We start from the raw sequence: 11,612 nt of genomic DNA on the forward strand, positions 1-11,612 counted from the left end.
TCACCCCTTCAGGCGGATCAGTCCGGCTGCCGTCGCCGAAAACCCGCAGACCCGGTAGAAAGCCGTCAGGTGCGGCTCGAAGTCGACATGCAGCCAGGTCACGCCGCGCGATCTTGCCGCGTCTGTTGCCAAGTTCACCAGTTTCGTGGCAACGCCCCGCCGCCGAAAGACTGGCAAAACGCAGGTGTCGAGCAGAAACGCGTGCTGGCCACCATCCCACGCCACATTGACGAAGCCAATCAGTTCATCGCCCTCGAACGCCCCGACGTGCACGAGGCTGCGCTCAAGGATATCGGCAAACCGCTCGGGGCCCTCCTCGCCCCAGGCGCGCCGCCAAAGTCCGCGCATCGCAATTTCGGGCGGGAACGGGTCGATCCGGTAGTCGGGCATTGAAGGCTCCACAAAGTCAAAGGCTTACCAACCCTACCAAAGGTTCATCCGCCCGCCACCCTCCGGAAAATTTGAGGGGCCTAACCTCTTCTCGTTCTGCCGCTTCTGCAGATCGAACCAATAGGTGATCATCATGAAACTCACGCGTACCGCAATCGCCCTCGTCCTCAGCGCAACCATGGGCGGCATGGCCCTGGCGCCTGCACAGGCTCAGCCTGCGGCACCCGCTCAGCAGAATTCCGCCCCAAGCGGAGAGTCGGCAATGCCGGCAAATCGCGGCGGCGGCCACCACCTCCGCTGGCTGGGCCGGGCTCCGCAGAATGGCTACTGGTTTGCCATACGCGCCCCGATGCGCGGCGGCGACATGCTGGATTTTGATCGTGGCCCCGAGGCCCTCGAGATCGCGCTGGTGCGCCTCGCCTACGCCGCTGACCTGACCGACGAGCAAAAGGATCTGTTCGAAACCCTGCGCAACGAGCTCATGACCGCGCATACCAATTTTGTTGCGGACACCTCGGACCTGAGCCCGGACAGCGAACAAGAGCTTAACCTAGCTGACATGCTCGATCGCCGCATCGCCATGCAGCAGGCCCAGCTCGATGCGATGACTGCCATCCAGCCATCATTCGATGCTTTCATCAACAGCCTGACGGATGAGCAGTTGAACAAGCTCCGTCCACAGCGCGGCGGGCGTCATGAGCAACGTCACGGCACCAACGCCCGGCCCGATGCCAATGACGCCGCTCCGTCGGATTCGGATGCCGCACCGCAGGGCTGACCCTGCCAGCACGACACGTTCGGTGTGGTGGCGCGCGTTGCGGCGCGCACCACCGCCTTGCACCGTGCCAGCATCGCCGCTACCACCATGGGGTCACAATACACAGTGAGCCAAGACGCCCCATGTCGCAAAAGCCCCAGCTCCCGCTCGACCCCGCCCGCATCCGCGCCGCCTTCCCTGCCTTTGCCGAGCCCGGGCTTAAGGATCAGGCGTTCTTCGAAAATGCCGGTGGCTCCTACATCTCACGCCATGCGCTCGAGCGGCTCGACACCTATCTCACGCAGAACAGGCTGCAGCCCTATGGGCACTTCGCCGCCTCTCGTACCGCTGGCGAGGCGATGGATCTCGCCTATGAGCGCATTGCCGCGGCACTCAATGTCTCGCCGGAATGGATCGTTTTCGGTCCCTCGTCCTCGGCCAACACCTATACGCTCGGCCATGCCTTCGCCGGCTGGCTGAAATCCGGTGATGCGATCATCGTCACCAATCAGGATCATGAGGCCAATACCGGCTCCTGGCGCAAGCTCGCGGCCAATGGCATCGAGGTGCGCGAGTGGACGGTGGACAGCCAGACCGGTCGTCTCGCTCTCTCCGACCTTGAAGCCCTGCTCGATGACAAGGTCCGCCTTGTCGCCGTGCCGCATTGCTCCAACATCGTCGGCGAGATCAATCCGGTTGCCGATATCGCCCGGCTCGCGCATGCCGCCGGCGCTGTCGTCGTCGTTGATGGCGTCAGCTATGCCCCGCACGGCTTGCCGGATCTCGAAGAACTCGGCGTCGATGCCTGGTTCTTTTCAACCTACAAGGTCTACGGCCCGCATCAGGGTGTGCTTGCCATCCGCCCGGAACTCGCAGCGCAACTGCCCAACCAGGGGCACTTCTTCAACGACGCAAAGCCGCGCTATCGCCTTTCTCCTGCCGGGCCTGATCATGCCCAGATCGCGGCCACTGCAGGCATCGCCGATTATCTCGAATATGTAGCCGAAATCGCTGGCACCTCTGCCGAGGGCGACACGCCATTCAAGCGCGCCCACGCCGCAATGCGTGCGCAGGAAACCGCGCTGCTGGCGCCGCTGCTCGATTACCTCCGCCAGCGCAATGATCTTCGGCTGATCGGTCCCGCGACGCTCGAAAATCGCGCGCCCACAATCGCCCTCGCCACCACAGAGCCGGGCGCCGTCGTTGCCCGGCGTCTCGCTGAGCGCGGCATCATGGCTGGCGGCGGGCATTTTTACGCCTGGCGCCTTCTGGAAGCGCTCGGCATCGCGCCGGAGCATGGCGTTTTGCGCCTGTCATTCGTCCACTACACTACGCCCGAAGAGATCGATCGGCTGATCGAGGCGCTGGAGCACGAGTTGCGCTGAGCGCGTACCGTCACATGCATGTCACCTCGTGACGCTAGGCGTAGATCGCTGGCGTCCTGCCGGCATGCGGTCCCTTCAGGTCCGCGCCCCAACTGCGGGTCTTTGCCCCGCTCCGGCTCATGTCGGCTCGGCCGCCGCCTGGCGGCCTTTTTTGTGGACCGCGCCGTAATAGCCTCGCACCGTGCAGCGATTCCGCCGATAACATCGCCATAGCGTCTTGCGCGCTGGCCGGTGAAAGGATCGCAACAATGACAGAGCAACCAACAGACGCCGCTTTTCCGCCAGAGCCGCACGGTTCTCTCACCATCCGCACCCTCGCCATGCCCGCAGATACCAATCCGGCCGGTGACATCTTCGGCGGCTGGGTGATGAGCCAGATGGATATCGCCGGCGCCATTGCCGCCGTCGAGGCCGTCGGTGGCCGCGTCGTGACGGTGGCCGTCGAAGCGATGACGTTCATCGCCCCGGTCAAGGTCGGCGATGTCCTTTGCGTCTATACCAGCGTCGAGCGCATCGGGCGCACATCGATCACCATCGCCATCGAAGCCTGGGCCCGCCGCAACCGGGTCGACGACCGTGTACAGGTCACCCAGGGTCGCTGGGTCTATGTGGCGCTGGGCGAAGATGGCAGCAAGCGAGTCATCAGCGAGTAAGCCTTTGTGGACGTTCAGCTAGCGTTCATTGCCGGGATGCCTACTATGGCGGCGTAGGCGAATGCTATGGAGCGTCAAGTCGTGCTCGAAGTGCCCGAACTAACCGATTCCGGTTAGTCGGCGGCCCAGAGCAGCCATCTGTGGCAAGACTTGCTGCTCCCAGTATTTCCCCACGCAACGGCTTGCGAATAGGTCCAGCGCGGAACTTTCCTCCCGCTTCTCCGTTTCACAGCCAAACAACAACAAGTCGCCGCATGCCACATGCAGTTCTGCGAGGGGTCATCCGGCTGTCATTACAGGAGCGTCCCATGAGGCGACAGACCCGCAAAATGCTGCTCAACCTCTTCACTGGCATGGCTGTTGCCGCAACGGCGGCCGTTGTCTTCCTGCCTGCCGCACAGGCCGCGCCTGCAACGGCTTCGGCGAACGTCAATGTCCGCTCCGGCCCGGGCGGCAGCTATGGCGTCGTTGATGTCCTCCAGCGCGGCCAGCGCGTCGAGGTCGACCGCTGCCAGGGCAGCTGGTGCTATGTCGTCAAGCCGGGCCCGGATGGCTGGGTCTCCTCGAACTATCTCGGCGGTGTTGGCGGCGGCAGCACTGGTGGAAGCAGCAGTGGCAGCGGCCCGAGTATCAATTTCGGCTTCTCGATCGGCCCGGATGGCCCGGATGTACAGATCGGCACCGGCCGTCCGGCACCGCGCGTCACTGAAGTCTGCTTCTATGACCGCACGAATTATCGCGGTGAAGAATTCTGCCTTGAGCCGGGCGAGCGTGCCCGCCTGCCGCGCTACTCCGATGGCGTCGCCTCGATCGACAACCCCGATGGCTATCGCGTCGAAGTCTGCGCCGCCCCGGGCGATTGCCGCACCTACACCACAAGCGCCAGCTCGCTTGGCCGCTTCGGTGATTATGTCGAGAGCGTGCGCGTCCGCTAAACGCTTTCCAACTTAAGTCTTCAGGGTCCGGTTCGCCGGGCCCTTTTTATTGTGACTTGCGTTTGCTTTCTGACTTGGCAGTGTCGCAACGCTCTTTTAAGCGGCATCATGGATTTGTATGCTGCACACGCAGTCTCGGGGTTAACGCATGTCAAAACACCACGCTCGCCGACCGATCAGGGTTTTCCTCGCCGCCGCGCTCGCTCTGGTGGGCGCCGCGGCAGCAACAGCACCGGCCCATGCCGTCTACGGTTCGCTCGCCTGGGCGCGCTGGGATTCGATTGTCCGGCAAGGTCCAGGCATGGGCTATCCCGTCATCGGCGAAGTATTAAAAGACGCACGCATAGTCGTTTACAGCTGTGAGGCACAATGGTGCCTGATTGGCGGCAAACAAGATCCTGAAGGCTGGGTCGCACGTGATCGTGTTGATTTCGGCCTTGGCCCATACGGCGACTAACCACAAAAATATTCTGTAAGCCACTTACATATGACTTTGCTGAACCCATCATTCAGCCGAGGTTCAAGTCCCCTTTATTAGGTTTTGTTGCATCGATTGGCAGACACCCCCGTTTGCCAGTCAGTCAAAACCAAGCCGTCGGCACAGACCGCCGGCATAAGGAGGCGACGAACATGCATAACTTTACGAAGGTCTTCACAGGCGCCGCAGCAATGGCGGTTACCATGCTGGCGACGAGCGCTGCCTATGCAGCCCCTGCCCAGGCGACCACTGCGGTCAATGTCCGCTCCGGTCCCGGCACCAATTACTCCGTCGTTGATGTGCTGCAATCGGGCCAGCGGGTCGAAATCGACCGCTGCTCCGGCAATTGGTGCTATGTCATCAAGCCGGGCCCCGATGGCTGGACATCCTCGCGTTATCTCGCGCGCCAGGACGAAAACCGTGATCGCGGCCGTGACCGTGACCGCCGCAGCGACCGCGATGGTCGTCCGGACGTCAATTTCTCGGTCGAACTGCCAGGCTTCGAGTTTTCCATCGGCAATGGCGCCGATTTCCGTCAGCGCCCCGACCGCGACCGTGGCGGCCGCGTCTGCTTTTACGAGGACTGGAACTACCGGGGCTCCAGCTTCTGCGTGCGCCCCGGCCAGCGCTACAGCCAGTTGAACAACTTCAACGACCGGATCTCCTCGATCCGCGTCTACGGCAATGCGCAGGCGCAGGTTTGCGAGGACTACAACTACAATGGCCGCTGCGCTGTGGTGAGCGATGACCGCCCACGCCTTCAGGGCCGCAACAACGACATCATTTCCTCGATCCGCGTTCGCTAAAAGCGCATCCATCGAGAGCGAATAAGACGGGCGGGCTGCGGCCTGCCCGTCATTTATATGTACTATATTGCCAATCTGAAAATAAGCGCGCACCTTGCCGCCTCGGGCATTGTCCTTGGGGGACATCGTGCAGCAGATCAGGGCTCTCGCCGCCGCGCTCGCAGGGGCGATCATCAGTGTCTCGGCCATTCCGGCGCACGCCGCACTGCCGCCGGGTGTCGTTGATTATATGCTTGCCGAAGCCCCCATCGACATCGAGGTAAAAATCCTTTCGGTCGAGACCCCCGACCGGCCCGACGGGAGTTGTCTGCTAGAGGCGATCGTCACCAAGGTATATGAGGGCGACCTAGCATCCGGGCAGACCATCGAGTTCACCACACCCTGCTATCATCCGGGCGCCGAGCTGCCGGTCGGCGGCGCTTCCTATCGCCAGGTCAAAACGTTGACCACCCTGCAGCGCGCCGAGGTTCTGCTGGTCCCAGAGGGGGCTATCTTCACGGTTGCCGGCTACGGGGCCGGGCTTTACGAGTTGGAGCGGTCACCGCCATTCTTCGGCACATGGGAGTGCGGCGGCCACATCTTCAGCTTCGGCGAGAAACTGTTCGATAATGGCGATGAGGCCATCAAGATCGAAGAAATAGAGCAGACGGCCGCTGGCTACCGGCTGCATTTGCGCGAAGTCATGACCCCGATCGAACTCACCGGGATCGAAGCCGAAACCATGCGCTACGCCACAAACACCGAACTCGTCTGCACCCGCCTGCCCGTCGACCGCGCGCAATGAAAGCTGTCGCCTATGACAAATACGGCCCGCCGGACAATCTGCGCCTCGAGGAGCAGGAGCGGCCGGAGCCGGCCCATCACGAACTGCAGGTGCGCGTCCACGCCGTCTCGCTGAACTCGTGGGATTGGGAGCGGCTTTGTGGTCGTCCTTTGCTGGCGCGCATCGAGGCCGGCTGGCAACGTCCTGTGGTGCGGGTGCTCGGTGCCGATATCGCCGGCACCGTCAGCGCCGTCGGTGCTGGTGTCACCGGCTTTTCGGTCGGTGACCGCGTCTTTGCCGATCTGTCCGATCATGGCTGGGGCGGGCTTGCCGAATACGCCACTGTCCGTGCGGAGCTCGTGGCGCATATCGGCGAGCACCTCGATTTCGTCGCGGCAGCCGCCATCCCCCAGGCCGGCAGCCTCGCGCTGCAGGCCATCGCCAAGGCTGCGCCACAGCCCGGCGAGCGCCTGTTGATGGTCGGTGGCGGCGGCGGCGTGGGTACTTTCGCCATTCAGCTGGCAAAGGCCGCAGGCGCTCAAGTCACCGGGCTCGATAGTGCCGAGAAAGCCGAGATCATGCGCCGCGCCGGCGCCGACCATGTCCTTGATTACCGCCAGACGAACTATCTGCGCGCCGGCACCCGTTATGATGTCATCCTCGATTGCGTCACGCGCCGGCCCGTCGCCGCCTGGCGCCATGCCCTTGCCCCGCGCGGACGCATGGTGATGATTGGCGGCACCACCCGCGCCATCTTCGCTGGCGCCTTGGCGGGTCCCGCCCTGTCACGGCTCTCCGGCAAATCGCTCGGCCTGTTGATGTACCGACCAAATGCCGCCGATCTCGAAACCCTCGGCAACGCCTGTCAGCGCGGCGACCTCAGCCCCCTGATCGATAGCGTCCACCCGCTCGAGCAAACCGCCGAAGCCCTCCGCCGCCTCGGCTCAGGCCAGGTTCAGGGCAAGATCGTGCTGCGTGTCTTCGATCCCTGATCAGAGCTCTTAGGCCAGCGCTGGCCTTTCCTGCCGAAACCGTTCCGCCCACTCGCGGCTGGTCGCGTCCGCCATCTTGGCTGTCGGCAGAGGCAGATCATGGGCCAGCGAAGGATCCCGCCCCAGCAAGCGCAGCACTTCTGCTATCGTGTCGTGCGGCCGAGCCGTCAGGTCTTCATAGGTGATGCGGTATGGCTCTATCTGCTGTTCGGAAAAGAATGCGTCCCAACCCGCCTCGTCTTTTTCCAGCTCCTCGACAAAGGTGGAGATTTGCGCAGCGTCATACTGCACGGGTGCTCGGCGCTCTTCCCCCTCCATCACCGAGCCATCCGCATTGAGGTGCCAAAGCCCGCTCTGCTCTGCCTTCAGGCGAGAAATCGCCTGCGCGACTTTGTCCTTACGACGCAGATGGATATAGCTCACAGGGCCGAACGCTCGCTCAAACTGAACCACCAGCCGCTCCCGAGAGCCAAGCGCATTGCCCAGCCGCCGCGCTGCGTCATCAAGGCTTGCATGCATTACCCTGAGGCCAAACACCTTTCCGCGCGTTGCGGCCCGCATCATGGCTGCCAGATAAAGCGCGTCGAACCGTGGATCATCAAGTCTCGCGCCCGGCAGGACGCCCCAGCGCTTCGCCCACCACGTCACATCCTGCTCTCGAAAATAGGAATTAGCGCAACCACAGACATTCGTGGCTGCAAGAAGCTCGCAAAGCAGCGTGCTCCCGGTCCGCGGCGTCCCGCAGATGATGTAAGAAACTGGCTTTTTCATTGCTTCTCCCACAGCAGCAGCCGCGCCTAACCCACTGCCTCTGGCACCACCGCAAGTTCTTCGGCCAGCATATCGAACACCATACGCACCCGCCGGCTGGTGTTGAGTTCCCGGTGCGTCGTCAGCCAGATCGGAAAAGTGATTGGCGCCATATCCGGCAGCACGCGGCGTACCAATGGCTCGGCGTCGCCGACTGAATGCGGCACCGTGCCGATCCCCACCCCGGCGCGCGTCAATTGCCAATGGACCGCGTGGCTCGATGTCAGCACCGTCATGTTGCGCGCCGTCACGCTGAGGCCGAGCCCGTTTAGCGCGTTGATATAGCTGTCGGTATTGTCGAAGGCGATGAAATCCGCCTTGCTCACCGCCTCCGGTGTCGAGGGATTGCCCATCCGCTCAAGATAAGTGTGGGCCGCATAAAGCGTGCCGGTATCATCCCTGATCTTGCGCGCAATCAGATCCGGTTGCGTCGGCCGGAAGTTGCGAATGGCAATATCCGCCTCGCGTCGCCGCAGATCGATCGCCGCATTCGAAGCGACGATCTCGATCTCGATGCCCGGAGCTTGCTGTCGCAGCTTGGCAATGATCGGCGGCAGCAGATGCGCAGAATAGATCTCACTCGCTGTAATGCAGATACTGCCCTCGATCGCGTGGGCATGGCCCGAAGCGGCGAGTGAGACCCGGCCGGCCGCCGCGCCCATTTCGCGCACATGATCGAGCAGCTCCAGTCCGCTTGGCGTCAGTGTCAGCCCGCGCCCTACCCGCTCGAACAGGATCACCCCGAGTTCGTCCTCGAGCGCATCCACCTGCCGCCCCAGCGTTGGCTGCGCCATCCCCAGCGCCCGCGCCGCCGCCGATAGCGAGCCTTCCTCGGCCGTTACAAGAAACGCCCGAGCCCGGTTCCAGTCGAATTTCACAGAGCGCCAATCCATGCAAATTCGCATATCAAATGGAGAAACTTAGTCAATTCCGCAGGAGGAAGTCGCTGGCTAAAGTCGTCTCAGTCATTCGCAAGTATTGAAGCTCTGAGGGGAGTAAAACCATGAAAGCTGCAGTTCATACCCGTTACGGAAACGCCGATGTCGTCACTGTGTCCGATGTTCCGCGTCCCGAAATCTCCGGCAACCAGATCCTCGTTCAGGTGTATTCCAGCGCCGTCACCACCGCAGACTGGCGGTTTCGCGCGTCAGACTTTCCCGGCATCATGTGGCTGCCGGGACGGCTGATGGCCGGAGCGTTCCGCCCGCGCAAACCCGTCCTCGGCAGCACCTTTGCCGGCCGCGTCGTGTCCGTCGGTCCAGACGTCAAACGCTTCCGCCTCGGTGATCCGGTTTTTGGCGTTTCCGATTGGGGCGCCCACGCCGAGTACGTCGCGCTTTCAGAAGACGGCCCTGTTGTCGCAAAGCCGGAAGGCATCACTTACGACGAGGCTGCCGCCACCCCGTTCGGCGCCCTTGCCGCCCTCGGCTTTGTCCGTGACTTTCTCGAAGTCCTGCCGGGGCAAAAGGTTCTGGTTGCCGGCGCGTCGGGTGGCGTCGGTATCTTCGCCGTACAGATTGCAAAGCAGCTCGGCGCAGAAGTGACAGCCATCACCAGCACCGGTAATATCGAACTCGTCACCAGCCTCGGCGCCGATCACGTTATCGACTATCGCAAGCAGGACCTCGCGCGCATCGCGGAGCGGTTCGATCGCGTCATTGATACCGCCAGCACCCTGAAGCCGCGCGTCGCGCTGCGTCTGACGAAACCGGGCGGGCGCTTCGCGCCGGTAGAATTCGATCTTCCCGAAATGCTGGCCGCGCTCGGCAGCAAGCTGTTCTCGAAGAAGTCCCTGCTCTTACGCATTTCCAGCGACAAGCGCGTCGATCTCGAGCACATCGCCGAACGTCTGGCCGATGGTTCCCTGCGGCCCGTCATCGACAGCACCTATCCGCTCGGAGCCGTCGCCGACGCGCACCGCAAGGTCGAAAGCCGCCACAAGACGGGGGCCGTCATCCTCAATCCGACGCCCGCCGCAACCGCAGCGATCGCCGCCTGATCACCAGCGCAGCAGCAAACGGCCGAGTGCACCGCCGGCGATCACCAGAAGGCCGATCGCCAGCGGATACCAGAACGCGACAAAGAGCGGTGAATCATCGGTACAATGCGCCGCGTAGAATGTTGCGGCGACCCCACCGGCCACCAGCCCCGCGACCGCGCCCGCAAGGGTCGGTCGCGTCGGTGCGCCGTGGCGCAGTCCGCCAATAAACGCCAGCAACGGCGCGATGCCGATCAGTGGAATGAATGTCATGCAGATCCAGCCATTGCTGCCTTTCGCCGTTGTCAGCCAGATATCCGAGGGCAGAACCGCCAGTTCCAGCAACACGCCGATGGCCACCAGCAATGGCGCCAACAGCAGCAGCCAGCCCCGCTTTCCGGCACCGGGCAGCGCCATGCGCCGCAAGACGGCAAAGCCGCTTACCGCCAGCACCCCGGTGAACACGAACTTGGCGTCGAACCGCAGGCTCTGGACCGCAAGCCCGAGATCCGGGCGCGGGCCAAGTGCCACCAGAAACACCGCTGCCGCCGTCAGCACCGCGCCGCAGCACACCAGCATCCAGAGTCCCTGCATGCTGTAGCGGGCCGGGCCGGCGTCTTCCGCAAGGCTGTTGATCAGGGCATCGGTCTTCATCATGGCTTTCCAAATCTCTTGCTGATGGCGGCAAGCCCGCGGTGCAGCGCTACGCGCACCGCCGTTTGCTTCATCCCCAGCCGCTCGGATGTCTCCGAAATCGAGTGCCCGTCGATCGAGATCGCTGACACCACATTGCGCTGCACTTCCGTCAGTCCCGCCAGCGCCTTGGCGACATCTGCGGGGTGCGCGCTCTCATCCTCTTCGGCCTGCAGCACCTCGGTGAACTCGGCAATGTCCACCTCGACGCGCCGCCCGCGCTTGCGGAATGCATCGATCACCTTGTGCCGCGCGATTGTCGAAATCCACGGTGCCACCGGTGCATCGGTGCGCCAGGTGTGGCGCTTGAGGTGAATGGCGAGCAGCGTTTCCTGCACGATATCCTCGGCGTCGATCGGGCTGTTCGGCCCCAGCTTGTTGCGGGCGACGCTGCGCACCAACGCTGCCGCGTCGCGAAGAAAGGACTCATAGGCCACCGCGTCGCCGCCAAGCGCAGCACGCAGCAGCCCTGCCATCCGGTCCTCGTGAAGCAGCGTCACCATTCCCTCCCAGTTCGCCGCGCATCGCCGATTGTTACATGCCTTCCAGGATTTTTTGCACGCCCACCGCGCCCCGACAATTTTTTCACGCCAGCTGTAACACCACCGCCGTCCGCGACGAACTGTGGTCGAGATGCGCCGCTGCATCTCGTCAACACGAGGAGACTTTCGCTCATGAACCGCCCCCTGAATTCACTCGCGCTCGCCGCATCCCTGTCCGCCGCCCTCGGTGCCGCGTCCGCTGCGCCGGCCGTCGCCCAGGATGACATGGTCAAATGCTATGGCGTCTCGCTTGCCGGCGAGAACGATTGCGCCGCCGGCCCCGGCACCACCTGCGCCGGCACCTCCACTGTCGATTACCAGGGCAATGCCTGGACCCTCGTCCCCTCCGGCACCTGCGAAACCATGGATCTGCCCGGCGATCGCATGGGTAGCCTCGAAGCGCTCGATCGCGACCTGCCCGCCTGATCGA

15 protein-coding genes are annotated in these 11,612 nt (G+C 63.2%); 10 read left to right on the forward strand and 5 right to left on the reverse strand.

Translation table 11 applies throughout. The features are described from left to right. On the reverse strand, positions 1-390 hold the full coding sequence (locus IE127_RS05005; RefSeq protein WP_189423962.1) for a GNAT family N-acetyltransferase: 390 nt from the start codon (positions 388-390) through the stop codon (positions 1-3). A 133-nt stretch (positions 391-523) separates the two neighbouring features. On the opposite strand from IE127_RS05005, the gene IE127_RS05010 reads away from it, so the two are divergent. The 8 genes from IE127_RS05010 (at position 524) to IE127_RS05045 (ending at position 7,159) form a co-directional block, all read left to right on the forward strand. Next, positions 524-1,168 carry a Spy/CpxP family protein refolding chaperone gene (locus tag IE127_RS05010; protein WP_189423964.1) on the forward strand — a complete coding sequence of 215 codons (645 nt, stop codon included), beginning with the start codon at positions 524-526 and terminating at the stop codon, positions 1,166-1,168. Positions 1,169-1,290: 122 nt separating this feature from the next. Continuing rightward, on the forward strand, positions 1,291-2,532 hold the full coding sequence (locus IE127_RS05015; protein WP_189423966.1) for an aminotransferase class V-fold PLP-dependent enzyme: 1,242 nt from the start codon (positions 1,291-1,293) through the stop codon (positions 2,530-2,532). 248 nt (positions 2,533-2,780) lie between these two features. Then, positions 2,781-3,185, forward strand: coding sequence for an acyl-CoA thioesterase (locus IE127_RS05020; protein WP_189423968.1), 405 nt, complete (start codon positions 2,781-2,783; stop codon positions 3,183-3,185). Between the two features lie 308 nt (positions 3,186-3,493). Then, a complete protein-coding gene (locus IE127_RS05025) occupies positions 3,494-4,120 on the forward strand; it encodes an SH3 domain-containing protein (RefSeq protein WP_189423970.1) in 627 nt (208 codons plus the stop codon). 148 nt (positions 4,121-4,268) lie between these two features. Beyond that, positions 4,269-4,577 (forward strand): SH3 domain-containing protein, encoded by a 309-nt coding sequence (locus tag IE127_RS05030; protein WP_189423971.1) that lies wholly within the window; start codon positions 4,269-4,271, stop codon positions 4,575-4,577. 173 nt (positions 4,578-4,750) lie between these two features. Then, complete coding sequence (locus IE127_RS05035; RefSeq protein ID WP_189423973.1) at positions 4,751-5,404, forward strand: SH3 domain-containing protein; 654 nt, start codon at positions 4,751-4,753, stop codon at positions 5,402-5,404. Between the two features lie 127 nt (positions 5,405-5,531). Beyond that, positions 5,532-6,188 (forward strand): hypothetical protein, encoded by a 657-nt coding sequence (locus IE127_RS05040; protein WP_189423975.1) that lies wholly within the window; start codon positions 5,532-5,534, stop codon positions 6,186-6,188. Further along, a complete protein-coding gene (locus IE127_RS05045; RefSeq protein ID WP_189423977.1) occupies positions 6,185-7,159 on the forward strand; it encodes an NAD(P)-dependent alcohol dehydrogenase in 975 nt (324 codons plus the stop codon). Before IE127_RS05040 ends, IE127_RS05045 begins: the two co-directional genes overlap by 4 nt. Before the next feature lie 9 nt (positions 7,160-7,168). On the opposite strand, the gene IE127_RS05050 is transcribed toward IE127_RS05045, so the two are convergent. Continuing rightward, the gene (locus IE127_RS05050) at positions 7,169-7,930 is read right to left on the reverse strand and encodes a Stf0 family sulfotransferase (RefSeq protein ID WP_189423979.1); all 762 of its coding nucleotides are present in this window, start codon (positions 7,928-7,930) and stop codon (positions 7,169-7,171) included. Between the two features lie 26 nt (positions 7,931-7,956). Beyond that, positions 7,957-8,862 (reverse strand): LysR family transcriptional regulator, encoded by a 906-nt coding sequence (locus IE127_RS05055; RefSeq protein ID WP_189423980.1) that lies wholly within the window; start codon positions 8,860-8,862, stop codon positions 7,957-7,959. A 110-nt stretch (positions 8,863-8,972) separates the two neighbouring features. Here IE127_RS05055 and IE127_RS05060 point away from each other — a divergent pair, with 110 nt between their 5' ends. After that, complete coding sequence (locus IE127_RS05060) at positions 8,973-9,968, forward strand: NAD(P)-dependent alcohol dehydrogenase (RefSeq protein WP_189423981.1); 996 nt, start codon at positions 8,973-8,975, stop codon at positions 9,966-9,968. Here the strand turns inward: IE127_RS05060 and IE127_RS05065 are convergent, their stop codons facing one another. Continuing rightward, positions 9,969-10,604 carry an NrsF family protein gene (locus tag IE127_RS05065; protein ID WP_308430292.1) on the reverse strand — a complete coding sequence of 212 codons (636 nt, stop codon included), beginning with the start codon at positions 10,602-10,604 and terminating at the stop codon, positions 9,969-9,971. Next, positions 10,601-11,143 (reverse strand): sigma-70 family RNA polymerase sigma factor, encoded by a 543-nt coding sequence (locus IE127_RS05070; protein ID WP_189423985.1) that lies wholly within the window; start codon positions 11,141-11,143, stop codon positions 10,601-10,603. Before IE127_RS05070 ends, IE127_RS05065 begins: the two co-directional genes overlap by 4 nt. A gap of 171 nt (positions 11,144-11,314) precedes the next feature. Here IE127_RS05070 and IE127_RS05075 point away from each other — a divergent pair, with 171 nt between their 5' ends. Continuing rightward, positions 11,315-11,608: a BufA1 family periplasmic bufferin-type metallophore gene (locus tag IE127_RS05075; protein WP_189423987.1), complete on the forward strand. Its 294-nt coding sequence runs from the start codon at positions 11,315-11,317 to the stop codon at positions 11,606-11,608. Positions 11,609-11,612: the final 4 nt, after the last annotated feature.

Origin of the sequence: Devosia pacifica (assembly GCF_014652635.1) — a bacterium.
Lineage (GTDB): Bacteria > Pseudomonadota > Alphaproteobacteria > Rhizobiales > Devosiaceae > Devosia > Devosia pacifica.